At 62.4% G+C, this 24,798-nt stretch carries 19 protein-coding genes; 6 read left to right on the forward strand and 13 right to left on the reverse strand.

Annotation, left to right across the window (positions count from 1 at the left end; all coding sequences use genetic code 11):
* Window positions 1-30: 30 nt before the first annotated feature.
* Both RB216_RS16495 and RB216_RS16500 read right to left on the reverse strand, forming a co-directional pair.
* Window positions 31-1,896 (reverse strand): phytase, encoded by a 1,866-nt coding sequence (locus RB216_RS16495; protein WP_308907566.1) that lies wholly within the window; start codon window positions 1,894-1,896, stop codon window positions 31-33.
* Between the two features lie 137 nt (window positions 1,897-2,033).
* On the reverse strand, window positions 2,034-4,547 hold the full coding sequence (locus RB216_RS16500) for a TonB-dependent receptor (protein WP_305381411.1): 2,514 nt from the start codon (window positions 4,545-4,547) through the stop codon (window positions 2,034-2,036).
* 389 nt (window positions 4,548-4,936) lie between these two features.
* On the opposite strand from RB216_RS16500, the gene RB216_RS16505 reads away from it, so the two are divergent.
* Both RB216_RS16505 and RB216_RS16510 read left to right on the forward strand, forming a co-directional pair.
* The gene (locus RB216_RS16505) at window positions 4,937-5,851 is read left to right on the forward strand and encodes a GGDEF domain-containing protein (protein ID WP_308907567.1); all 915 of its coding nucleotides are present in this window, start codon (window positions 4,937-4,939) and stop codon (window positions 5,849-5,851) included.
* A gap of 1 nt (window position 5,852) precedes the next feature.
* Complete coding sequence (locus tag RB216_RS16510) at window positions 5,853-6,890, forward strand: AraC family transcriptional regulator (protein ID WP_236318656.1); 1,038 nt, start codon at window positions 5,853-5,855, stop codon at window positions 6,888-6,890.
* On the opposite strand, the gene RB216_RS16515 is transcribed toward RB216_RS16510, so the two are convergent.
* The 5 genes from RB216_RS16515 to RB216_RS16535 form a co-directional block, all read right to left on the reverse strand.
* Window positions 6,877-7,758, reverse strand: a complete 882-nt coding sequence (locus tag RB216_RS16515) for a LysR family transcriptional regulator (protein WP_028616648.1) — start codon at window positions 7,756-7,758, stop codon at window positions 6,877-6,879. The genes RB216_RS16510 and RB216_RS16515 overlap by 14 nt on opposite strands.
* A 249-nt stretch (window positions 7,759-8,007) precedes the next feature.
* A complete protein-coding gene (gene ycaC / locus RB216_RS16520) occupies window positions 8,008-8,625 on the reverse strand; it encodes an isochorismate family cysteine hydrolase YcaC (protein WP_028616649.1) in 618 nt (205 codons plus the stop codon).
* A gap of 28 nt (window positions 8,626-8,653) precedes the next feature.
* On the reverse strand, window positions 8,654-10,492 hold the full coding sequence (locus tag RB216_RS16525; RefSeq protein WP_028616650.1) for an amidohydrolase: 1,839 nt from the start codon (window positions 10,490-10,492) through the stop codon (window positions 8,654-8,656).
* Window positions 10,489-11,079 carry an antibiotic biosynthesis monooxygenase gene (locus tag RB216_RS16530; protein ID WP_028616651.1) on the reverse strand — a complete coding sequence of 197 codons (591 nt, stop codon included), beginning with the start codon at window positions 11,077-11,079 and terminating at the stop codon, window positions 10,489-10,491. Before RB216_RS16530 ends, RB216_RS16525 begins: the two co-directional genes overlap by 4 nt.
* A gap of 882 nt (window positions 11,080-11,961) precedes the next feature.
* A complete protein-coding gene (locus RB216_RS16535) occupies window positions 11,962-12,870 on the reverse strand; it encodes a LysR family transcriptional regulator (RefSeq protein ID WP_068934310.1) in 909 nt (302 codons plus the stop codon).
* A gap of 205 nt (window positions 12,871-13,075) precedes the next feature.
* Between RB216_RS16535 and RB216_RS16540 the strand changes: the two genes are divergently transcribed.
* Window positions 13,076-13,474, forward strand: a complete 399-nt coding sequence (locus RB216_RS16540; RefSeq protein WP_305381418.1) for a helix-turn-helix domain-containing protein — start codon at window positions 13,076-13,078, stop codon at window positions 13,472-13,474.
* Between the two features lie 58 nt (window positions 13,475-13,532).
* A complete protein-coding gene (locus RB216_RS16545) occupies window positions 13,533-16,295 on the forward strand; it encodes an ATP-binding protein (RefSeq protein WP_028616654.1) in 2,763 nt (920 codons plus the stop codon).
* On the opposite strand, the gene RB216_RS16550 is transcribed toward RB216_RS16545, so the two are convergent.
* The gene (locus tag RB216_RS16550; RefSeq protein ID WP_308907568.1) at window positions 16,242-17,711 is read right to left on the reverse strand and encodes an ATP-binding protein; all 1,470 of its coding nucleotides are present in this window, start codon (window positions 17,709-17,711) and stop codon (window positions 16,242-16,244) included. The genes RB216_RS16545 and RB216_RS16550 overlap by 54 nt on opposite strands.
* 149 nt (window positions 17,712-17,860) lie before the next feature.
* The gene (locus tag RB216_RS16555) at window positions 17,861-18,811 is read right to left on the reverse strand and encodes a GlxA family transcriptional regulator (protein ID WP_028616656.1); all 951 of its coding nucleotides are present in this window, start codon (window positions 18,809-18,811) and stop codon (window positions 17,861-17,863) included.
* 180 nt (window positions 18,812-18,991) lie between these two features.
* Here RB216_RS16555 and RB216_RS16560 point away from each other — a divergent pair, with 180 nt between their 5' ends.
* Together RB216_RS16560 and RB216_RS16565 are read left to right on the forward strand one after the other, a co-directional pair.
* Window positions 18,992-19,714 carry a pirin family protein gene (locus RB216_RS16560; protein ID WP_028616657.1) on the forward strand — a complete coding sequence of 241 codons (723 nt, stop codon included), beginning with the start codon at window positions 18,992-18,994 and terminating at the stop codon, window positions 19,712-19,714.
* Between the two features lie 146 nt (window positions 19,715-19,860).
* Window positions 19,861-20,286, forward strand: a complete 426-nt coding sequence (locus tag RB216_RS16565) for a hypothetical protein (protein WP_122683684.1) — start codon at window positions 19,861-19,863, stop codon at window positions 20,284-20,286.
* Between the two features lie 125 nt (window positions 20,287-20,411).
* On the opposite strand, the gene RB216_RS16570 is transcribed toward RB216_RS16565, so the two are convergent.
* The 4 genes from RB216_RS16570 to RB216_RS16585 all read right to left on the reverse strand — a co-directional run bounded on the left by RB216_RS16570 (window position 20,412) and on the right by RB216_RS16585 (window position 24,703).
* Window positions 20,412-21,200: an ABC transporter ATP-binding protein gene (locus RB216_RS16570; protein ID WP_308907569.1), complete on the reverse strand. Its 789-nt coding sequence runs from the start codon at window positions 21,198-21,200 to the stop codon at window positions 20,412-20,414.
* Window positions 21,194-22,183 (reverse strand): ABC transporter permease, encoded by a 990-nt coding sequence (locus tag RB216_RS16575; protein WP_028616660.1) that lies wholly within the window; start codon window positions 22,181-22,183, stop codon window positions 21,194-21,196. The genes RB216_RS16570 and RB216_RS16575 overlap by 7 nt, the downstream gene beginning before the upstream one ends.
* Window positions 22,170-23,228: an ABC transporter substrate-binding protein gene (locus RB216_RS16580; protein WP_308907570.1), complete on the reverse strand. Its 1,059-nt coding sequence runs from the start codon at window positions 23,226-23,228 to the stop codon at window positions 22,170-22,172. Before RB216_RS16580 ends, RB216_RS16575 begins: the two co-directional genes overlap by 14 nt.
* Window positions 23,229-23,371: 143 nt before the next feature.
* Complete coding sequence (locus RB216_RS16585) at window positions 23,372-24,703, reverse strand: LLM class flavin-dependent oxidoreductase (protein ID WP_308907571.1); 1,332 nt, start codon at window positions 24,701-24,703, stop codon at window positions 23,372-23,374.
* Window positions 24,704-24,798 lie beyond the last annotated feature (95 nt).

Genomic DNA, 24,798 nt, shown 5'->3' on the forward strand with positions numbered 1-24,798 from the left:
GATTAAAAAGTGATGACCGGGTGATGACGCCTACGGCAATTTCAATGCGCGGGTCACCTCGGCCCACGGCACGAACTTGAAGTTTTGGGTCTGCTCGGGCATGCGCTTGCGGCCGTCCTGCACCACCAACATGCCCTTGCTCCAGGGCCCGCCGAGGTTCATGGCCGTCACTTCCAGACCGTCGGTTTCCGAAGCGCCATCGATCCCCGCTGCCGCGTTCAGGCCGACACGAAAGGCGCCGTGGGTGGTGAACGGCGGCTCGGCATCCAACACCAGGTAGCTGTCATTGCCCTGGCTGGAGATCACCAGGTAGTCGCGTTCCTTGCTCTGGTACAACGCCAAACCCTCGACATCCGCATGCAACTGCGGGCCGACCTTGATCACGCTGGTGAGCGTGGCCGGTTGGTCGGCACGGGCATCCACTGCCCAGACGCCGACATCTTCTTCACCGATGAACAAGCGCTGACGCTGGTCATCGGCCACGCAGCCCTCGGGTTGGCTGTCGACTTTGAACTGGCGCACCAGTTCGCCCTGCACCCGGCCGTCCGGCGCACTCAGGCGGTATTGCAGGAAGGTGCCGTCCTTGCCATTGGCGATCGCGTAGATCTCGCCGCTGGCGGGCTGGAACAGGCAAATGCCGTAGATCTCCTTGAGCGGCGTCGGTACTTCACCCGCTTCACGCAACTCGCCGCTCTGGCGGTCGATGCTGAACAGGCTAAGGCTGTTGTGATCGCGATTGCTCGCCACGGCGAGGTCGACTGTTTGCGCGCCGAGCTTGAAGTTGGCGCGCACGTCAACGTTATTCAAGCGACCGACCGCCAGCTCCTGCAGCAGCTTGCCGTCGAGGTCATAGGCCAGCAGGCCTTGCTTTTTGTTAGTGCCGAGCACGCGGCTTTTGGCGGGTTGTTCGGGGTGAATCCAGATTGCCGGGTCATCCGCCGCATCCCCCTGGCGACCGACCGGGTCGGTCTGGTGCAGCGCAGCGACTTCCGGCAGCACGGGCTCGACCGGCACAGGCTTGGCCTTCCACTCGAGTGCGCCCTGATAGAACTTGCCGGTGTCATCGTCACGTACCAGCAGTTGCTGGCCGTTGATGCTCAGTTGCTCCGGTTCCTTGAGCCCCGGCAGCGTCAGGCTGGCGTGTTCGACCCAACGCACACCGTTCTGTTGGAACAGATGCAATTGGGCGGTCTTCGGATCAAGTGCGACCACCCCGCCCGGCACCAGCGCCATGGCGCCAGCCTCGCGCTTGGGGTTGTCGAACAGCGCCACCGGGGTGCGTTTCACATCCGCCTCAGGGTGTGCCGGGTAAGCCCACCAGCCGACGTTTTCTTCATTGACTACCAACTGCTGGGTCGCGTCATCCACCTGGCAGAACTGCGCCGACGGCGGCAGCGGCAAGCCGCGCACGCGCTGAGGGTTGCTTAACAGCGTCGTACCATTGCCCACCAGCCATTGTTCGCCTTTGCCCTCTTCCCCCACCAGGAACACAAACAGGTTGGCGGCTGCGTCGCGGAACAGGCACAGGCCATTGACCGGGTAATCGCGGGCGGGCAGGTACAGCGGTTTGCCAAAGGTTTTGGTCGCGGCATCAAGGCTCACCAACAGCGCCTGCTGGCGGTCGTTGTCGAGGCTGGCAACCAGCACCTGGGTGCCAGCGGCGCGGGTGTCGAGGCTGCTGAAGTTGCCTTTGAAGCTGGCCAACTCGGCACCTTGGTTATCGAGCAATTGCAGGCCGTCACGGGTGCTGGCGGCCAGGCGCTGGGTGGCATTGGGCAGGAAGGTCACGGCTTCGGCCTTCAGGCTCGGTGCCCAAGGGGTCAGCGCCAGGTCGGCGGCCATGACCGGCGAGCAAGCGGCCAACGCGATCATCAGGTAGAGCTTGGAAATTCTCATGAACAATCAAAATCCTTGTCTTGTAGGAGCGAGCTTGCTCGCGAAGAACGGCAACGATGACGCGGGCTATCTGGATGCACGCGGTGCCCTGGCGTTTTTCGCGAGCAAGCTCGCTCCTACAGTGGAACCGTGGGGGGTTAGAAATGGGTGAAGGTCAGGCCTACTTTGTAAGTCGGGCCGTACTCTTCGTACTGGCCGTTGTAGCTGCGGTGGCCGGTGTAGACGAAGTACGACTCATCGGTGAGGTTCTGGGCCTCGAAGCTGACTTGCAGGTTCTTGGTCAGCGAATAGCGCGCGCTGAAATCGACGAAGGTCTGGGCGTCGACGTGCAGGTCGTGGGCCTTGTCGTTGATCGAGGCCAGCTCAAAGAGGTAGGCCGACTTGTAGTTGGCCGACAGGCGCAGGCTGAGCTTGTCGTTTTCCCAACCGAGCATCAGGTTGCCGACGGTGTCCGACTGATTGGGCAGGCTGATGTTGCGCTTGCGATTCGCGCCGCTGGCGCTGTCGAAGCCTTCGATGTCAGCACTGGAACGGCTGAATGTGGTGTTGGCACCGACCAGCAGGCCATTCCACGGTGCCGGCAGCCAATCGAATTTCTGTGAGTAGGCCAGTTCCAGGCCGTAGAGCTTGGCGCTGTCGCCGTTGGCGTAGGTATGCGCCTCGGAAAAGTTGGTCCAGGCCCCAGTGCCCGCCAGGTCAGTGTTGTAGACGAAGTTCTTGATGTCCTTGTAGAACACAAATGCGGAGACCGTACCGGCACGGCCCATGAAATGCTCGATGCCCAGGTCCAGGTTGCTCGACTCCAGGGGTTTGAGGTCCGGGTTGCCGAAGGTGGCTTCGTCATCGTCGATCACGAACCCCGGCGCCAATTGGCCAAAGGTCGGACGCACCACGGATTTGGTCCAGGCCGCGCGCACCTGGGTGTTCTTGTCGATCTGGTAGCGCGCATGCAGGCCGGGCAGCCAATGATGGTAGCGGCGCTTGGTTTCGGTGGCCGTAAACACCCCGTCCGTGGCGCCGGTACCCTTGGCTTCGAATTCGGTGCCCTCGTAGCGCAGGCCGGCGATAAAGCGCCAGTCGTCGATGTCGATGGTGTTCATCAGGTAACCGGCGTTGATGTCTTCACGGATGGTGAAGTCGTTGACCCGGGATTCGGTCTCGTCATAGAAGTCCGCGGCGTTGAGGCCTCCGATCAACTGCTTGATGCTGCTGGGGCTGATGCCCGGCCCGTAGTTGCCCAGGCGGTAGTCGACGTTGCCTTTCTGGAATTGGCTGAGGTTGAGCTGGTCGTCGGTAAAGCCGAGGGTGTCGAAGTCTTTGTAGACCCAGGCCTCCAGATCGTTGTCCTTGTTGCGACGGCTGACTTTGCCGCCGAACTTCACCTGGGACGCATAACCGCTCAGGTCATAGTCACGGGCCAGGTCCAGGCGCAGGTTTTTCTCGGTGTCCTTGGTGTTCTGTTTTTCCCAGTCGACCTTGTCGAGGGTGAAGTTGCGCGCGTCGTAGAAGCCGCTGCCAATGATCGGGCGTGGCTTGTCCTTGTCGTAGAAGCCGCTGTTGGCAAAATCGCCGCCGTCAAATGTGGCACCGGCGATGTGCGCCGGGCTGTCTTCGCTGGATTGGCTGTAGCCGGCCTGGCCGCTCAGGGTCCACAGGCCGAGCATGCGCTCGCCGCCGAATACGTAGGACTGGATTTCCTGGGTTTCTTCGCGGTTCTTCAGCTTGCGTTTGGCCTCGGCATCGCCCAGCTCGCCGGGCGCTTGGGGGTCGGCAAATTCGAGGCTGGTGGAGTTGCGGGTCTCGGTGTCTTTGTAGCGGCTGTAGAGGGTGCGCAGGTAGTAGCTGCTGAGGTCATCGGGCTTGTAGTCGAAGTTGAGGCCGCCACCGGCACGTTCTCGGCTGATGTCGTAGTCGCGCTGCTCGAATTCATTGAGTTTGGCGCCGTTGGTGAAGTCCCAGGCGCCGCCTGTCTCGACGTTGTCCGAGCCGAAGTCGCGCTTCTGCCAGCTGAGTGCAGCGGCCACGCCGAAGTTGTCGATGCCGTCGCCGAGACTGAAACGGTTACTGGCGGCACCGGAGAATTTCGGGCTGGTCTGGTGGGTGTTTTTGTCGTAGCTGGCCTCGGTGCTGCCGGTGTAGAACAGCCCCTTGTGGTCGAAGGCCGACAGGCTCTGCACATCAACGGTGCCGCCGAGGGAGTTGGCGTCCATGTCCGGCGTGAGGGTCTTGATCACCGACAGCGACTGCACCAGCTCCGAAGGCAGTACATCGAGGGCCACGGCGCGGCGTGCGTTTTCCGGGGCCGGCACCAGGGTGCCGTTGATGGTCACGCTGTTAAGGTCCGGGCCAAGGCCACGCACGCTGACAAAGCGCCCTTCGCCCTGGTCGCGCTCCACACTGATGCCTGGCAGGCGCTGCGCCGCCTCAGCGACGTTTTCATCCGGCAACTGGGCCACGCCGTCGGCATGCACCACGCTCTTGATGCTGTCGGCGCTGCGTTGCTCCTTGAGCGCCTGATCAATGGCTGCCGCCTGGCCGACCACCTCGACGTGCTCGGTGTTGGCCACTTCGGCCGCCGAAAGCCGCTCACTGGCCATTGCCAGGGCCAAGGCAGTAAGCGTGAAGCCGACGAGCCCGGTGCGCTTGTACATGCAATCCTCCCCAAGAATCCGTTGGCGCCAGGCAAGAGGCCCGGCAACTGGGAGGGCACGCTAGGGGTGGGGGATGACGGTTCTGTGACAGGGGTTGGCGCAAAGCCACGTAAACCGCGGTTTTTAGCTTGTTCCGGCAAGCAAATGAGCTGAAATGACCTCGATCAAAATGTGGGAGCGGGCTTGCTCGCGAATGCGGTATTGCAGCTAGCACATGTGTGGCTGATCCACCGTATTCGCGAGCAAGCCCGCTCCCACATTTGTTTTGTGTTTGGCAGGAGATTGTGTGTATGGCATGAGCTGATTCGACCCCTCCCCACCGTCACGCAACCGTCACATCCATCTGCTGTGCTGGCGCCCATCGCTTTTTTGCCCAAGGACTCGCGGCCATGTTTTCCGTGCTCAAACCCCACCGCTGGAAACTCTCCCTGTTGCTGATCGCCGCCAACCTCGGGCTGATCCTGCACCTGGCCTGTGGCGAGTTGAAGAGCGTCAGCGAATGGGTGTGGCTGGACATCTTCGGCGAAGGCGGCTCCGCGCTGTTGGCGCTGGTCTGGCTGGGCCTGGTGCTGAAAAGTCGCCCCGCCGGGCGCGTCACCAACTACCTGGCGTTAGGCCTGTCGTGCATTTTCTTCTCCTGGTGGATCGACAGCCTCGATGAGTTCATCCGCCTGCCCGACAGCATTACCTGGGATCACTGGCTGGAGTCCGGGCCGATGCCGGTGGGCATGATCCTGCTGACCATCGGCATCTACCACTGGCACCGCGAGCAACTGGCGATCAGCGCGCAGATGGAAAAGCGCGAGCGGCTGTTCCGCGAGCATCGGCTGTTCGACAAACTCACGCCGCTGGCCGGTGCCGACTACCTCAAGCGCCAATTGGCCGACAGCCTGCAAGACAGCCACGCGCAGCAACAACCGCTGTCGCTGCTGGCCCTGGACCTGGACAACTTCGCCGCCATCAACCAGGCCTACGGGCATGCCGAAGGCGATGCGGTGTTGCAGGCGCTCAGCCATTTGTTATTGCTCAACCTGCGCCGTCAGGACCTGCTGTGCCGCCTGGCCGGTGACCGGTTTGTGGTGCTGCTGCCCAATACCGGCGAGCGCCAGGCCAAGGAGCTGGCGCTGGAGTTGCAGCAGGCCGTGCGCGGCCTGGCCCACAAGACCCGGCTGCACGGTGAGCGCCTGCAACTGGCGGCGACCACCGCCGTGGTCATGGCCCTGAACGAGCTGCCCCATGACTTGCTCAAGCGCCTCAACCTGGCCCTGGCCAGGGCCAAGCAACCCCTGGCGAAAAGTGCCTGAAATGGCCGTTAAAACCAGCTGGTACGAGGCCGACAGCCGCTTCATCCCCGGGCACTATCAACCGGCCACGTTGATCGACCTGGCCCTGTCCCGGGACATCGACAGCCACCGCCTGCTGCGCGGCACCGGCTTGTTTCACGAAGACATCCTGGCCGGCACGGCGCGGCTGAGCCCGCAGCAGTTCCTGGGTTTGATCGGCAACAGCCGCAAACTACTCGACGCAGACGACAGCAGTTTTCTGTTTGGCCAGCGCCTGTTGCCCGGTTATTACGGCGCCGCCAGTCATGCGCTGGGCCATGCACAGAACCTGCACCAGGCCCTGGATATCCTGATCCAGCAACAGGTGTTGCTCAGCCCGCTGGTCACCCTGCAACTGGAGCTGGATGAGCACCACGCCTATCTGTATTGGCTGGACAGTTGCGGCGCCGGCGAACACTGGCGCTTCTTGCTTGAAGCCAGCATGACCTCACTGGTTGCCATGAGCCAATGGCTCAGCGGCGAACGCCTGCCGTGGACGGCCAGCTTCAGCCATGCCGAGCCGCGCTATGTCGAGCAATATTGGGTGCACCTGGGGGAAGACACGCGTTTCGAGCGGCCGCTGGACATGCTGAGCATCCCGCGCGAGCACCTCACCCGCGCCTGGCCGGGCGCCTCGGCCACCGCCGGCCAGGTAGCGCGCCAACAAGCCCGCGAGCAGATCGAACAGCTGGGTTTCACCGGCAGTTTTCTGGATTGTCTCTACGACTACCTGCGCGAGCAGGTGCGCCAGCCGCCAAGCCTGGAACAAGCCGCGCAGGCCTTCGCCATGAGCCCGGCGACCCTCAAGCGCAAGCTGCACAAACACGATACCGGCTTTCAGCAACAGGTCGACCGTGTGCGCAAGCAAGTGGCGCTGCACCTGTATCAGGTCAAGGGCTACAGCAATGACGAAGTGGCGGCGTACTTGAACTTCAACGACGCAGCGAACTTTCGCCGTTCATTCAAGCGCTGGACCGGCAGCACGCCTAACCTGATCCGCCAACTGTTCAACAGCCGCTAGCCAGGCGCTCGCGCAGAAACTCCACCAGCGCCTGCACCGGCCGCGAGCTTTGCCGGTGTTGCGGGTACACCGCCGACAGGGTCAACGCCTCGGGCGCGAACTCGTCCAAGAGAGTAACCAGGCGGCCGTCCTTCAACGCATCGCCGACGATAAAGGTCGGCAGGTAGGTCACACCCAAGCCGGCGATGGCGGTGTCGCGCAGCAAGTCGCCGTTGTTCACGCGCATACGCCCGCTCACGTTCAGCGCCTGTAGCTTGCCTTTGAAACGCCATTGCACTTGGCGGCCATGGCCGTAGGGCAGGCAGTCGTGGTCAGCAAGATCTTCGGGTTTTTGCGGTGTGCCGCGCAGGGCCAGGTAGTCGGGGCTGGCGCAGTACACCCGGGGGATGCTGGCGATACGGCGCGCAATCAAAGTGGAATCCTCCAGGGTGCCGATGCGCAGCACCAGATCGTAGCCTTCGCCGATCAGGTCCACGGGGCGGTCGCTCAAATCAACCTCCACCGACACTTGGGGATAGCGCTGCAGGAACAGCGGCAACAGGCAGCCCAGGTGCGCCATGGCAAACGACAACGGCGCGCTGAGGCGGATGGTGCCGCGTGGTTCGCTGTTCTGCCCGGCGATACCCTGCTCCACTTGCTCGACTTCACCGAGCAGGCGCAAGGCGGATTCGTAGTAACTCTGGCCGAGTGGCGTGACATCCAGACGGCGCGTGGAACGGTTGAGCAGGCGCACGCCGAGGCGGTCTTCCAGCTGGATCAGGCGGCGGCTGACGAACTGCTTGGACAGGCCCAGTTGCTCGGCGGCTGCGGTGAAACTGCCGGATTCCATGACCTGGCAGAACAGACGCATGTCTTCGAAGGGGTTCATTGTCGCTTCTCGGTGGACATTTGGCTGGTTTATAGCCTGTCTATTGCCACACCACAAACCAAAAGGTGGGAGCGGACTTGCTGTGGTGAGCGGGCTTGCCCCGCGCCGGGCTGCGTAGCGGCCCCAAAGTCAGCTACGCGTAAACTTGCGTCGCCAATCTGGGAGCGCTTCGCACTCCAGCGCGGGGCAAGCCCGCTCACCACACAAGCCCGGCTCCCACAGGGGTATTGGGGGGTGCTTGGGGACAGCTTACTTGGTGGTAAACGCCGAGTAGCTGTTCATCAGGTTGCGGTAGTTGGGAATGCGCGGCGACAGCAGGTTGGCCAGGCCTTCCATGTCGTTGCGCCAGTCGCGCTGCAATTCGCAGGCAACCGCGAACCAGTTCACCAGTTGCGCACCGGCGGCGGTCATGCGCGCCCAGGCCGCCTGTTGCACAGTTTCGTTGAAGGTGCCCGACGCATCAGTAACCACGAACACCTCAAAGCCTTCCTCCAGGGCGCACAAGGTCGGGAACGCGACGCACACATCCGTCACCACACCGGCAATGATGATCTGCTTGCGGCCAGTCGCCTTGACGGCCTTCACGAAATCTTCGTTGTCCCAGGCGTTGATCTGGCCAGGGCGGGCAATGTACGGCGCGTCCGGGAACAGTTCCTTAAGTTCGGGCACCAGTGGGCCGTTGGGACCGCTTTCGAAGCTGGTGGTGAGGATGGTCGGCAGGTTGAAGAACTTCGCCACATCGGCCAAGGCCAGGACGTTGTTCTTGAATTCGTTGGGCGAGAAATCCTGTACCAGGGAGATCAGGCCAGTCTGGTGGTCGACCAACAGTACAACAGCATCATCTTTGTTCAAACGAGGGCTAGCCATGGTTCAACTCCTTACGGGGGATGGGAAATCAGAAAGCAAAACACGAGCAGCCAAACGCACCCCAGAATCCCTGGAAGTCGCTGACCGGCACGCTGGAAAGCCGCGCCTTTTCATGGCTGTGGGAATGCACGCCGCACGGGCCGCTGCACTGGTGAACCTGAGCCTGCAACGGCGAACTCGGGCGCCAGTGACCCGGCACCTTGACCACCGGCGACCAGTCCGGCAGCACCGGCACGCGGGGCGGTGCGAAATCTTCGAAGTCACCGGCGCCGTAGACCACCTTGCCGCCGACCACGGTGAGTACCGATTCGATCCACTTGATGGCTTCTTCGTCGACACTGAAGAAGTCCGCCGACAGCGCCGCGACGTCCGCCAGTTGGCCAACCTTGATCTGGCCCTTCTTGCCTTGCTCGGACGAGAACCAGGCGCTGCCATGGGTGAACAGTTCCAGCGCCGTCAGGCGCGGCAGGCCTTCGGCGTGCAGCTCCAGGCCGCCAACGGTGCGACCGCTGACCATCCAGTACAGCGAGGTCCAAGGGTTGTAGCTCGACACCCGCGTAGCGTCAGTGCCCGCGCCGACCGGCACGCCTTCGGCGAGCATGCGCTTGATCGGTGGCGTGGCTTCGGCCGCCTTGGCGCCGTAACGCTCAACGAAGTACTCGCCCTGGAACGCCATGCGGTCCTGGATCGCGATACCACCACCGAGCGCCCGCACTCGTTCGATGTTTTTCGGCGTGATGGTTTCAGCGTGGTCGAAAAACCACGGCAGGCCGTTGAACGGAATGTCGCGATTGACCTTTTCGAACACGTCGAGCATGCGCGAGATGGATTCGTCATAGGTCGCGTGTAAACGGAACGGCCAGCGTTGCTCCACCAAGTGACGCACCACCGGTTCCAACTCCTGCTCCATGGTCAACGGCAGGTCCGGGCGCGGCTCAAGGAAGTCTTCGAAGTCGGCCGCCGAAAACACCAGCATCTCGCCGGCGCCGTTGTGGCGCAGGTAGTCATCGCCCTGGTGCAGGGTGACGCTGCCAGTCCAGTTCTTGAAATCGCTGAGTTCTTCCTTGGGCTTCTGGGTGAACAGGTTGTAGGCGATGCGCACCGTCAACTGTTCGTCCTTGGCCAACTGCTCGATCACCGCGTAGTCATCTGGGTAGTTCTGGAAACCACCGCCGGCATCAATGGCGCTGGTGAGGCCTAGGCGATTGAGTTCACGCATGAACTGGCGGGTCGAGTTGACCTGGTATTCCAGCGGCAGTTTCGGGCCCTTGGCCAGGGTCGAATACAAGATCATCGCGTTGGGTCGCGCTACCAGCATACCGGTGGGGTTGCCGTTGCTGTCACGCACGATCTCGCCGCCCGGCGGGTTCGGCGTGTCCTTGGTGTAGCCGGCCACACGCAGGGCGGCGCGGTTGAGTAAGGCGCGGTCGTACAGGTGCAACACAAATACAGGCGTATCCGGTGCGGCCTGGTTGAGTTCTTCCAGGGTCGGCATGCGCTTTTCGGCGAACTGGAATTCGTTCCAGCCGCCGACCACGCGGACCCATTGCGGCGTCGGTGTGCGGTCGGCCTGGTCCTTGAGCATGCGCAAGGCATCGGCCAGTGACGGCACGCCTTCCCAGCGCAGTTCCAGGTTGTAGTTCAGACCGCCACGGATCAGGTGTAAGTGCGAGTCGTTGAGGCCGGGGATCACGGTGCGGCCCTTGAGGTCGATGACCTGGGTGCCATTGCCGCGCAGGGCCATGGCTTCACCGTCGGTGCCCACGGCGACGAAGCGCCCCTGGTGGATGGCGACGGCCGTGGCGCGGGGGTTTTCACGGTCCACGGTGTGGAACTGGCCATTGAACAGAATCAGGTCGGCGTTCATAGGGTTTCCTTTACGGAGGCTTCGAGCCAGGGAGCGAACAGGCGGGTGGCCGCCGGCATCAGCAGGTAGACCACCAGCAGGACGATGGTCAGGGTGACCAGGAAAGTGGCGACCACGTAGTTGGAGAGGAACGGATGCAGGCGCAGCACCGGGCCCCAGATGATCGGCACCAGCAGGGTCAGCGGCAGGATCACGCAAAGGGTGACGACCGCCTGCTTCCAGCGCGGTGGCTTGGCGGCATTTGGGGTTTCGGGGTTGAACCAGAATTCGTTGACCGCGCCGATTTCGGTGTTGTCGCCGTCGGCGAGCATGGGGGTGGCTTCGGCGATCAGGGTTTTGCGCTCGGGGGATTCGAGCCAGGTTTCCAGGTCGTCGGTGGAGCGGTAGCGCAATACGCAGGTGAACAGGGCCAGGCTGCCTTGCTTGCCGCGCACCACGTCGACACCGAGATGGCCTGGGCGTGCGCCGGCGATGCGTACGATGCGGCGTAGCCAGGCTTCGTAGTCGGCTTCTCGGCCTGGTTTGATCAGGTGTTTGACCACCAGGGTGACGACTTCGTCGGGGGTTGGTTTTGTTGCTGGGTCCATGGCGTGGTCCTCTGCCTTGATGTTTCAGCGATGAGGGAGTTTGCGGGGGTTGGGGTGGGGAAAATTGGATGTACGTGCTGTTTGGGTTGGGTTGGGTTGGGTTGGGTTGGGTACATATCCGTTATTTGGGTAACGGCCACCTATGGTTCCGCTCTTACAGCGGGTCACTTTTGGAAGAGCGCCAAAAGTAACCAAAAACGCTTCGCCCCAACACTCGGCACCTCGCCTAGGCTCGGTGTGCCCGTAATCCGACAGGGATTTGGGGGGCCGCCGCCACGCGCCATCCATGGCGCGGGGCGGCTAAACCGGCATCCCTGCCGGTTTACCCCCCAAATCCCTGTCGAATTCCGGCCAGCGTGTTTGACGGGGCGCCTAAGATCAACATCAAAAGCAAGAGCACAGCGGCCTGACAGCCGGCTTGAGTGGTGTGAAGCAAAAGCAAAGGCAGTCCACTGTAGGAGCTGGCTTGCCCGCGATGGTCGTTAACGATGACGTGGGGTGTCTGGATGAACGCGGCGTTCTCACGTTTTTCGCCGGCAAGCCGGCTCCTACAGGGACCGCGTATCCACGATGCGAAGCGAGTCGCTCTTGATCTTGATTTTGATCTTAGGCGCCCCGTCAAACACGCTGGCCGAACGCAGGCTTGAATCCGTGGGTAACCCGGCAGGACGCCGGGTTAGCCGCGCTGGGCCAAGGATGGCCCATCGCGGCGGCCCACGGATTCAAGCCGGAGTGAGGGCACACCGAGCCTAGGCGAGGTGCCGAGTGTTGGGGCGGAGCGTTTTTGGTTACTTTTTGCGCTCTTCAAAAAGTGACCCGCTGTAAGAGCGGAACCATAAGCCGCCGTTACCCAAATAACGGATATGTACTCATTTAAAATAATCACCCCCCCCGAGCCATATGCTCCCCAATCCGTGCCCGTAACCACCGCTCCGCCGGATCATTGTCATGCACCCCACTCCACACCATCGACAACTGCGCCTCCTCAATCGCAAACGGCGGATCCTCCGCGCGTAACGACGTCCCCTCGGTCAACGCACACGCCGCATAATCCGGCACCGTCGCAATTATCTGCGTCCCCGCCAACAATGCCCGCAACCCACTGAACTGCGGCACCGCCAACACCACCCGCCGCGCCCGGCCGATCCGCGCCAAATCCAGATCGATATTGCCACTCAAGTCCCCCGAGAACGACACCATTGCATGAGGACGTTCACAGTAATCATCCAGCGTAAGCGGCTCGACACCACCATCCCCACGCAAGACCTTGCACGGAATATCCCGCAGCTTCTTGCGCTTGGCATTCGCCGGCAATTCAGTGGTGTAACTCACCCCCACCGAAATCTCGCCACTGGCCAGCAACGACGACATCAACAGGTAATTGGCCCGACGCACCACCACGATGATCCCCGGCGCCTCCTCGCGCAATTGACTGAGCAACGGCGGAAACAGGCCAAACTCAGCGTCATCAGAGAGGCCAATGCGAAACACCGCACAACTGGTGGAAGGGTCGAAATCCTTGGCACGGCTGACCGCTCCGGAGATGGTGTCCATGGCCGGTTGCAACTCCTTGAGTATCGCCACGGCACGTGGCGTGGGCTCCATGCCCCGCCCGTTGCGCAGCAGCAACGGGTCGTCGAACAGGTCGCGCAGACGCCCCAACGCCGCACTCACCGCCGGTTGGCCCATGAAGAGTTTTTCGGCGACCCGGGTCAGGTTCTTCTCGAACATCAGTGCTTCGAAAATCACCAGCAGGTTCATGTCGACGCGGCGCAGGTCGTTGCGGTTCATGGGAAGCATCCAAACGGTTGGCAAGCGCACAGATAAGCATGCAAAACCCGACCGGCATTGCATGTCTGTGCTGTCTTTTTCACCTCGGCACCTGGCGAAATTAACAACGATTAACTCGTCAGCCGGACGGTCCGGCAACAAGATTGACCGCGTCTACACTGCATCCATCCACCGGGAACGCTCCCATCGACTGCGGATATTTGTCATGGCCCGACTCGATCAATATGCACCTCGTTTGTCCGCCACCGGAGGCCTGTGCCCTCGGCGCGAGCGCATCGCCAAGCAACTGATCCTGGCCAATCTGGGCGAGAGCCTGGCCATTGCCGACCTGGCCCAGGCCTGCGCGCTGTCGCGCAGCCATTTTTCCCGGGCGTTCAAGTGCACCACCGGGTTGTCACCGCAGGAGTGGATCCGCCAACAGCGCATCCAGCGCGCCAAGGAGCTGATCACCAGCTCGTCCCTGAGCCTGACGCAAATCAGCCTGGAATGCGGTTTTTGCGACCAGGCGCACTTCTGCCATATGTTCACCCGCAGCGAAGGCGTCAACCCGATGACCTGGCGAAATCACCACTTACGTCACAAGCTTCAAGTCATCGCAGCCTAGTGGTCGGTGCGTACCTGGAATATGCTGGCCGCTCCCCCCTTTCCGAGCACGGCCAGCCATGAGCGACCCCGGCGACCAGGCCGTACATTTCGGCCCCTATCGCATCCACCCGCGCCAACGCTTGGTGCTCGAGGCGGGTCGCCCTTTGCGCCTGGGACGGCGTGCGGTGGAGATCCTGCTGATCCTGCTGGAGCAGGCCGGCAATGTGGTGAGCAAACAGGAGTTGATCGCCCGCGTCTGGCCCAAAAGCGTGGTGGAAGATGGCAACCTGCGGGTGCATATGGCGGCGTTGCGCAAGGCTCTGGGCGATGGCCAGGCCGGGCAACGCTATATCGTGACCGTGGCCCAGCGTGGCTACAGTTTTGTTGCGCCACTGAGCATCGAACCGATGACACCGCCTTCCGAAGGTGCCCCACAACGCCCCTGCCACAACCTGCCTTTGCGGCGTACCCGGATGATCGGCCGCCAGGCCTTGATCGACAGCCTGGTGCAGCAACTGCCGGAACAACGCTTTATCACCCTGACCGGCGCCGGCGGCATCGGCAAGACCACTGTCGCGCTGCGGGTGGCGGAATTGTTGATCGGGCATTACCGCGACGGCATCCGGCTGTTCGACCTGGCGCCGTTGAGCGCGCCATCGATGATCCTGCCCAACCTGGCTGCCCTGCTCGACGTCACTCATGCCGAGCACGAACCCTTGGCGACCTTTGCGCGCAGCCTGCAGGAACGCCAGTTGCTGCTGGTGATCGACAACTGTGAGCACCTGCTCGACGACATCGCCCTGATCAGCGAAACCCTGCTGCGCCATGCGCCCAGGCTGCACATCCTGGCCACCAGTCGCGAGGCATTGCGCGCCGAAGGCGAATCCGTGCAGCGCCTGGAACCCCTGGCCTGCCCGCCCGTCACCGGCAATCGCGCCCAAGCGTTGGGCTACCCGGCCCTGCAATTGTTGATCGAGCGAGCCATGTCCCATCAGGACAGCTTCGAGCTGAGCGAGGCCGAGCTGCCGCTGGCGATTGATATCTGCCAGCGCCTGGACGGCATTCCGTTGGCGATCGAGTTGGTGGCGGCGCAGATCGAGCGCTTTGGCTTGCCAGGGCTATTGGTGCAGATGGAGGACAATTTCCGCCTGCTGACCCGTGGCCGGCGCAACGCCCTGCCTCGTCATCAAACCTTGCGCGCGACGCTGGACTGGAGCTTTGAGCTGCTGACCGCCTGCGAACAGATCTGCCTGCGTCGCCTGGCGGTGTTTCGCGGCGGTTTCAGCCTGGCCAGTGCGGCGGCGGTGATTGCCGGGGAACAGGTAGCACCCGCCGAAGTGCTGGGCTCAATCACTCAACTAGTCGCCAAATCCTTGCTTAACGTCGAGGCCGGTGATGATGAGATGGTGTATCGCCTGCTGGACATCACCCGTACCTACGCCCTGGAAAAGCTCAGCGTCGCCCAAGAGCTTGACGCCACCCGCGAACGCCATGCAGAGCGGTGCCTGGCGCTGATGGAACAGGCGCGCGACGATTGGGATTCGGTCGCCACCCAACCCTGGATCGACCGTTACGCGCCGCTGCGTGAAGATATCCGCGCTGCCCTCGACTGGGGGCTCGCGCAGGCGGGCGAACACCTGCTGGCGATCCGCTTGACCGTCAGCGCAATGCCGCTGTGGCAAGAATTGTCGTTGCTCAGGGAACACCGTTTGTACGTGGACAAGGCGCTGGCGTTGATGGACCAGGCCGCATCGCCCTGCCCCCGCTTGTCGATGCAACTGCAACTGGCGCTGGGCAGCCTGTCCTATCACGCCATGGGCGGGGCCCCGCAGACCATTGCCGCGTTCGTCCGTGCGCGGCACCTGGCCGAAGCGCACGAGGACGTCGCGGGGCAACTGCGCGCGGTCTCCGGGCATATGGCGGTGAACCTGTGTGCAGGCCAGTATCGTCAGGCGCTGGCGCAAAGCGTGCAGTTTGATCGCCTCGACCCACGCACCGACCCGCAACTGGATATCAGCGCCCAGCGTCTGCGGGTGCTGGCCCAGCATTACAACGGCAACCAGGCACTCGCCCGGCACAATGCCGAGCAAGTGATCCAACGCATGGCGCACAGCGGCCACGTCAACCGATTTGCCCACGGCATCGGTGTGCAATACGACCAGAGCGTTGCCTCACTCACGGTGCTGGCGCGAATCCTGTGGTTGCAAGGCTTTCCCGAGCAAGCCTGGCGCACCGCCAACCAGGCGTTGGAACTGGCGCAGCAGATCAATCATGGCACCTCCATCTGCTACACCCTGGCGTTGGCAGGCGTGGTCATCGCCCGTTACAACGGTGACGAAGACACCGCCCAGACCCTGCAGGCACTGCTGTTGGAACATGCCCACAAGCATTCGGTGCAGTTGTTCAAGACGTGGGCAGGTCACTACGCGGGAATCCTTGGGCGCAAGGACCTGCAAGGCCTGGGGTTGATTGAGGATATCCTGGTCACGCTGGGTTCCCATGCACTGGACGAGCCTGGGTTCGAACGCGCCCGCGCGGGCGACGCGGGTTGGTGCACCCCGGAGATCCTGCGGATACACGCAGAAAGCACGACCGATGCCCGTGCGGCCGAAGCGCTGCTGCTGGAAGCTTTGGGCCTGGCTCACCAGCAAGGCGCGCTGGCCTGGGAGTTGCGCTGTGCGACGTCGTTGGCACGGCTGTGGCAGGCGCAAGGCCGCGTGCAGCCGGCCCGCGATCTGCTGAGTTCGGTCTACACGCGGTTCACGGAGGGCTTTGCCACCCAGGACCTAGTCCGCGTACGCGGCCTGCTCGACGAGTTGCAGGACAAACGGCCGGCCTGAAAACGGCCCCAGGTAATGCTCATAGCCCTGCTGCAAGCGCGCGACCTGCATCGGGTCGCGTAACTGCGCGAGTGCATAGCTGCGCACGCAGTTGAGCAGGCGGTAACGGGCATTGCCGGGGCCGGGTTCGAGGGTCAGCAACGAAGTGCTCACCAGACGCCCCAGCAGGTAGGCCAAGTCGGCATGTTCCAGCTCGGTACCAGCGACCAGTTCACTCAAGGCGGGCAAGGTGACCGCCATCTTGAACAACCCCAATTGCAGGAACAGCCAGCGCTCCGGCAGGCTCAGGCGCTGGTAGCTCCAGTCCAGGGCCGCGTTCAGGGATTGATGACGTTCCACCGCCGTGCGCCGGCCCCGGCTCAGCACTTGCACGCCTTTGCACAGTTGCTGCTGCAATCCACGCACGCCAAGGGCGTCCACTTGAGCGGCCGCCAGCTCCAGGGCCAGGGGAATGCCATCCAGGCGTCGACAGATGTCACGCAGCGGGGCCAAGTCTTGGGGTCGCAGCACAAAGCCTTGCTGAGCAGCACGTACTCGGGCGACGAACACTTGCACCGCCGGGTAAGCCATCGCTTCTTCGACACGGCTTAACGCCGATGGCGCAGGCACCGACAGCCGAGGCACGCGTTGCACCCATTCCCCGGAGACTTGCAGGGCTTCACGACTGCTGACCAGCACACTGACCTGAGGCGCCGCTTCGCGTAGCACGTGCACCAGGTGACGGCAGGCACCGAGTAGCAGGTCGGCACCGTCGAGCACCAGCAACAACTGGCGGGCCGCTAATTGCCGCCCCAGTTCAGCGGCATTGGCGCAGGGTTCAAGGTGCAGTACCGAAGCCAGGTGACGCAGCATGCTCATCGGCGCTTCCACCGTGGCCAAATCGACCCACCACACGCCGTCCCGGTAACGCGGCAACACCCGCTCAGCCAACGCCAGGGCCAGGCTGCTCTTGCCCACGCCGGCACACCCGGTGAGCGTCATCAGGCGTTGGCCGGACAGGCGTCTCACCAGCACGCCCAACAGCTCATCACAGCCCATCACCGGACTCAGGCGTGCGGCGAGGTTATGCAGGGGTAACGTGGCCGGCACAACCCCGTGCACGGGGGCGGCGAAACAGTAGCCACGCTGTGGGTCGTTGAGAATGAAACGCTGCCCATCAAGGGCGCGACGCAATGCAGCGATGTGCACCCGCAGGTTGTTTTCTTCCACCACGCTGTTCGGCCACACGCGCTCGATCAAGGTGGCCTTGCTGATGTACTGCCCAGGCGCTTCAAGCAGCACCGTGAGGATATCCAGCGCCCGCCCGCCCAGAGGCACCGGCCAGCCTGCCTTGCTGACCAGACGCTGTTGCCGGTGAAAGACATAGGCGCCGAAGCGCACCGTGCCATCAGCGTCAATCGCCTGAGGATTGTTCATCTGTGCAAAAGCGCTGAAACACCCGGCCTTGGGCGTTCGCGCATCCTTTTCCGTGGGCTTGCCGCTATCTTGCCAGTTGGCGATGACAGGACAATGCTGGCACAGGGAGTGATACGGACATTCGGGTGCGCCAGACGGACATTCTGTCGTTAACTGAACTGTTGTCGGTATTGGGTCGGGTTGAGGCCCAGTTTTTCGCTGAACAGAAAGCGCATGTGCCGCACGCTGCCGAAGCCCGCGTGGAAAGCCACGGTCTTGAGCGGCAAGTCGGTGGTTTCCAGCAATTGCCGGGCGCGGTCGATGCGCGCGCCCTGCAGGAATGCCATGGGCGTCATCTGCACATCCTTGGCAAACAACCGCGCAAAGTGGCGCGCGCTCATGCCGGCCAGTTCGGACATGGACTCGATAGTGAACGGTTGATCAAGATGCTCCAGCACATGCTTCTGCACGCGGGTGATCGCCGTTTCCTGAGGCGCCACCGCCGCCGTCATCGGACTGAATTGGGCCTGGCCGCCCTGGCGTTTCATCACCACCAGCAACACCTTGGCCACTTCCACGGCGACATGCTTGCCGTGGTCCTGGGCCACTACCGACAGCGCCAGGTCGATACCGGCGGTGACGCCACCCGAGGTGATCAGGCGCCCGTCCTGCAAATAGATACGGTCGGTTTCCACAACAGCCTTGGGGAACGCCTTGATCAGCCGCTCCGTGTAGTGCCAGTGAGTGGTCACACGATGGCCGTCCAACAACCCGGCATGCCCCAGCACAAAGGCGCCGGTGCAAATGGAGCCGAAGCGACGCGCCCGTGGCGCTGCCGCCCTGAGCCACGGCAGTAAGGCGGGATGGCATTCGTTGTAGGCACCAGGACCGCCGGGCACCAGCAGCAGGTCGTAGGCATCCTGGGCCTGGTCCAACAGCAAGTCGGTGTGTACCGCGACACCATTGGAGGCGCGCAACGCGCCGGGCTCCGTGCCGAGGGTAAGGATCTGATAGTGATCCGCCGCTGGCAGGTAGCGGTTGGCAATGGAAAACACTTCGAGCGGCCCGGCCATGTCGAGCAGGAGGAAGTCCGGAAATAGCGCCATGGCCACGGTTTTCATAGCGAGAAAAGTCCATCGAGAAGGAATGCGGCCGCCATTATTGCACGTCCAGAACTGTCAACTTGAAGGCGACAGTTATTCAGATTTCAGCTTCTTAATGAATCATTCATTAACCATTAACCTTCTTCTCAACGCCGGAGCCCTGCATGCCGCAGCCCGCTCCCACTTGAGGACAAGACCATGCTGACCCTTCGCAAAGCTTCCGAACGCGGCGCCGCCAATCACGGTTGGTTGAAGTCGTTCCACACCTTCTCGTTCGCCAACTACTGGAACCCGAAAGAACAAGGCTTTTCCGACCTGCTGGTGATCAACGATGACCGCGTCGCGGCCGGCAAAGGTTTCGGCCAACACCCGCACCGCGACATGGAGATTTTCTCTTATGTGCTGGAAGGCGCGCTGGAACACAAAGACACCCTGGGTACCGGTTCGGTGATCCGCCCCGGCGATGTGCAACTGATGAGCGCCGGCAGCGGCGTGGCCCACAGCGAGTTCAACCACAGCCAGACCCGTGGCGTGCACTTCCTGCAGATCTGGATCGTGCCGAATGAAGCCGGCGCCGAACCGCGTTATCAACAGGAGCACTTCAGCGAGGCGCAGAAACGTGGGCGCTTGCAGTTGATCATCTCGCCGGACGGCAACGACGGTTCCCTCAGCGTGCGCCAGGACGCACGGGTGTATGCCGGGCTGTTCAGCGGCGACGAAGCCGCCACCCTGGACCTGGCGCCGGATCGTCATGTGTACATCCATGTGGCCCGAGGCAGCGTTGAAGTCAACGGCCAGCGCTTGCAGGAAGGCGACGGCGCCCGCGTGCGGGATGAACGGCAGATCCGCCTGGGCCATGGTGAGGACGCCGAAGTGCTGGTGTTCGATCTGCGCCCGCAAGAGCTGCCGCAGATGCCATGACCAGGCGTGCGATGGCTCGTCGGAACGAGCCATCGCTGGCGTCGATAGTCACCATCAGCCCAATGAAGTTCTCTTAAAAAATGCAACGCGTAACATCAAACCCATACCAGCAACAACCCAAACTAAAACACTCGGAGCACACTCTCATGAAACGCCAAATCTTGCTTAGCCTCGCTTTCTCGGTACTCGCTGCAAATGCTTTTGCCCATCCTGTCGTCGCTGAAGGCGGTTCGGATCGCCTGATCGAAAGTCGCGTCGCAGAGGGTGGCTCGGACCGCCTGCAAGGTAACCGCGTTGCCGAAAATGGTTCGGACCGCCTGCTGGAACGCCGTGTTGCCGAAGGTGGCGCTGATCGCCTGCAAGAACGTGGCCTGGCTGAAGGCGGTGCTGATCGCCTGCAAGAACGTGGTCTGGCCGAAGGCGGTGCTGATCGCCTGCAAGAACGTGGTCTGGCCGAAGGCGGTGCTGATCGCCTGCAAGAACGTGGTCTGGCCGAAGGCGGTGCTGATCGCCTGCAAGAACGTGGTCTGGCCGAAGGCGGTGCTGATCGCCTGCAAGGCAACAACGTTTAACCCCGCGCTGCTGGCGGGAACCCCAAACCGGCCTGATCAGCCGGTTTTTTTTCGCCCTCGATGAAGTGCGGCTACGCCGATGAACCAAGCCGGGTAGGCAAACGCCGGCACATGAACGTATCTGGCTACCAACTTTCTCCCAGCCCCAGCAGGCCCAGAATCTGGCGTCGCAAGTCCACCAGATAAGGATCGTCCCGGTGTCGGGGGTACGGCCGGTCAATCGTCAGTTGCGCCAGGATGTTCGCCGGACGATCGCTGAACACCACCACCCGGTTGGCCAACAGCAAGGCTTCTTCCACATCGTGGGTCACCAGCAAGGCCGTATAGCCCTGGCGCTGCCACAAGTCGATCAGTTCCTTTTGCATGGTGATACGGGTCAGGGAGTCGAGTTTGCCCAACGGCTCGTCGAGGATCAGCAGGCGTGGTTGATTGACCAGTGCGCGGGCCAGCGCCACCCGTTGCGCCATGCCACCGGACAACTGCCGTGGATAAGCGCGAGCGAACTGACTGAGACCGACTTTTCCCAGGGCTTCGTCGACCTTTGCCGAATGAGTCTTGAGTAGCCCCTGCGCTTCCAGGCCGACGGCGACGTTGTCCCACACGCGGCGCCATGGGTAGAGCGTCGGGTCCTGGAACACCACCACGCGGCTCGGGTCCGGGCCGGTGATGGCTTCACCGTCCGCCAGCAAACGGCCGGAGTCTGCCGGTTCCAGACCGGCCACCAAGCGCAGCAAGGTCGACTTGCCGCATCCCGAAGGCCCGAGCAAGGCCACGAATTCACCTGGCGCCACAGCCAACGAAACCCGCTCCAATACCGGCAGATGCAGGCCGTCCAGGGCAAAGCCATGGCTCAGGTTTTCTATGCTCAGCGCCAAACCTTCCGACGCCGATACTGCGTGTGCCAGGGCTACCATTTCATCGATCCTTTCTGCCAGGCCAACAACCGGTCACGCACCAGGAACAACCCGGTGATCAACCCTGAACAAGCGAGCGCCATGATTAGCAAGGCGGCGTACATATTCGCGTAGGCGGCCCAGCCCTGGGCCCATTGCAGGTACCACCCGATACCGGATTTGACGCCCATCATCTCCGCCACCACCAGCGTCGAAAACGAGGCGCCCAGGCCCATGAAAAGGCCGACAAATACATGCGGCAACGCGGCGGGAATCGCCACCTTGAAAATCAGAAAAGCTTGCTTGGCGCCGAGGGTGCGGGCCACGTCGTAATAGGCTTTGTCTACACTCGCCACGCCGGACCAGGTAAGCACCGTGACCGGAAACCAGGTGGCCAGTGCGATCAAAAATACGCTGGCGCTCCAACTGCTCGGAAACAGAAAGAAGCACAGCGGCAACAACGCCGTCGACGGCACCGGACCGAGAATGCGCAACACCGGGTGCAACCAGTAGCCGATGCGCGTGGACCATCCGATCGCCACCCCCGCGATAAACCCGGTGATCGCGCCCAGCGCCACGCCCGAACCCAGCAGCAACGCCGAGTGCCACAGGCTGTCGGCCAGGCGTGGGTAGTCTTCGATATACACGGCCAGCAAGGCCTGGGGCGGCGCAAAAAACGGCACCGGCAACAGCGCCAGTTTGGCGGTGAGTAGTTCCCAGATACCCAGCAGCACCGGCAAGGCGATCAGCCAGGGACCCGCGTTGCGCAGGCGCAGGCCCAACCTCGCTATCTTGCGCCCCAGCAGGCTCAATACGATGAACAGCGCCGCGATGCCCACGCACAGATTGGCCAGGCCTTGGGTCATCGGCCAGTTGCGCGTCGCGTTGGGCCAGTAGCTGATCAGCAGCGCGACGGCCAGCCAGGCCCCCACCACCGCCACGCCCTGCCACCAGACTTTGAACGCCAGGGACGGGTTCAGGGTTGCCGCATCAACTGAAGACATCGGCGGTGATCTCCTTGGCAAACTCCACCGGGTCGGTGCTCTTGCTGATCACTTCGACGGTTTTCAAGTCGGTGACGTAGGTGAGGATTTCCTGGGTCAGCGCCGCGCCCACCGCGTGATGGCCGTGGGTGTGGTCGTGGAGGATCGCCTGCACTTCTTCTACCGAAGTATTCAGCGCATGGGCCTGGAAGCCTTTGGCAACTTCTTCGGGGTGCTGCACGGAATAGTCGTGGGCTTCCAGAATCGCTTGGGTCAAGGCCGCGACCACGCGTTTGTCTTCGCGCACCAGTTTGCCGGTGACGCCGACCACGCAGCAGCTGAGGTTGGCGTACTCTTCCACCAGGTTGGTGGACAGCTCGCGGGCCACGCCGGATTTGATCAGGCGGTACATGAACGGGTCACTGCCACTCACCGCCTGCACTTCGCCACGCTCGAGGGCCGTGCCGAGCAGGTCGGCCGGGTACAGCCGCCATTCCACGTCGCGCACCGGGTCCACGCCGTGTTTCTTCAGCAGGATCGAGAAGAAATTGCGGTCCGGACTGGCCATGTCGGTCACGCCGATAGCCTTGCCCTTGAGGTCTTCGAGTTGGGTCACGCCGCCGTTCACCGCACTGAGCAAACGCAGGCAGCCGCCGTGAGTGCCCGCAGTGAGTTTCACATCGAACCCTTGCTCCAGCGCCTTGAGCCAACGCAGCGCCATGCCCACGCCCGCGTCGGCTTTACCGGTGGCGATGGCCTCCAGCAGTACTTCGGTTGAGTTGCCGAAGTTGACCAGTTCCACGTCCAGATTGTGCTTGGTGAAAAAGCCTTGGCCGTGGGCGATCACCACTGGCGCCAGGCATACGGCGTTGAGGTTGACTGCCAGCTTCAGCTTGCGCGGTGCGTCGAGGCGGATGAATTCACCGCTGCCGGCAGGTTCCTGTGAAGTGTTATGGCCGGCGTGTTCATCGGCGGCGAAGCCCAGGCGTGGCAGCGACAGGCTGGCCAGCGTAATACCGGCCAGCCCCAGCAGGCGGCGGCGGGTTAAGTGATCGAAGTCAGCCATACACAATATTCCCTATAAATGAGTGTTCGGACGGTGTGGCACCTGTAGGAGCCGGCTTGCCGGCGATAACATCGGGCCAGTCGACATCACGGCTGACTGATACACCGCTATCGCTTGCAAGCCAGCTCCTACAGGGACCGAGCTCAGGGGTTGAGATCGGCGAGGCCGAGGTGCTCACGCAACGTCGAGCCTTCATACGCCGTGCGAAACAACCCCTTGCGCTGCAAATGCGGAATCACGCTCTCGACAAACTCGGTGAACGAGCCCGGCAGATACCCCGGTGAAACCACGAACCCATCGCAACCGCCCTGCTCAAACAGCTCGGCCAACTGATCGGCCACCTGCGCGCCCGTCCCCACCAACTGCGGTACGCGCACGCTGCTGGCGAAGAGGCGCCCGAGTTGTTCCAGGGTGGTTTGCGGGCCTTGCATCAACAGCTTTTCAGCGGCGGCCGGGTGGATCAGTGGCGACTGGGCGATCTCGGCCAGGGTCGCGGACAGCGGGAATGGCGACAGGTCCACATTCAGCTGCGACGCCAGGGTCACCAGCCCCAACTCAGGCCGAGCCAGGGCGTTGTGCTGATCACGTTTGGCGCGAGCTTCAGCTTCGCTCGCGCCAATGAACGGCATCACCGCCGTCAGCACCTTGCAGCTGTCAGCCTCACGGCCTTGCTGCACCACCTGCGCACGCACGTCATCGCGAAACGCACGCATGGCCGCCAAATGCGGGTGAATGGTGAAAATCGCCTCGGCCCACCGCGCGCCAAAGCGCCGGCCCCGCCCGGACGAACCGGACTGGATCAGCACCGGTCGCCCCTGGGGCGTGCGCGGAATATTCAACGGGCCTTCGACCCTGAACCACTCACCCTGATGTTGCACCGAACGGATCAACTCGGGGTCCGCCAGCACGCCGCTTTCTCGGTCCAGCTTCAGCGCGTCCTTGCCCCAGCTGTTCCAGAGCTTCAGCGCGACTTCGACAAACTCATCGGCGCGGTCATAGCGCAGATCGTGTTCCAAGTGCTTGTCCTTGCCGAACAGACGCCCTTCGCTGTCGTTCATCGAGGTGACGATATTCCAGGCTGCACGGCCCTTGGACAGGTGGTCGAGGGTGGCGAATTCACGGGCGATGTGCGCCGGTTCGTAATAGGTGGTGGAACGGGTCGCTCCGAGCCCAAGCTTGGTGGTCTTGCCGACCAGGTAAGAGAGAATCGGCAGCGGGTCCAACCGCGTAGCGTCCTGGGCACCGTAGCGCAAGGCGAACTCGCGGGAGCCGCCCATTTGATCGCCCACGGCCAGGCGATCGGCGAAGAACAGGAAGTCGAACAACCCCTCCTCCACCACTTTGGCCACCCGCGCGTAGTACTCGGGGTCAAGGTAATTGCCGACGGTCTCCGGATGACGCCACACGGCGTGGCTGTGCACCACCGGCCCACTCAACAGGAACGCGGATAAATGGATCTGGCGGTTTTTGGTCATGGAATATTTTCGCTTAAAAATTCCATTTAATTATATTAATCACGAACAACTATGAAAGAACCATATAGTTCTATGGTTATTACCGATGGGTTTGA

The sequence above is a fragment of the Pseudomonas canadensis genome (assembly GCF_030980095.1).
Lineage (GTDB): Bacteria > Pseudomonadota > Gammaproteobacteria > Pseudomonadales > Pseudomonadaceae > Aquipseudomonas > Aquipseudomonas canadensis.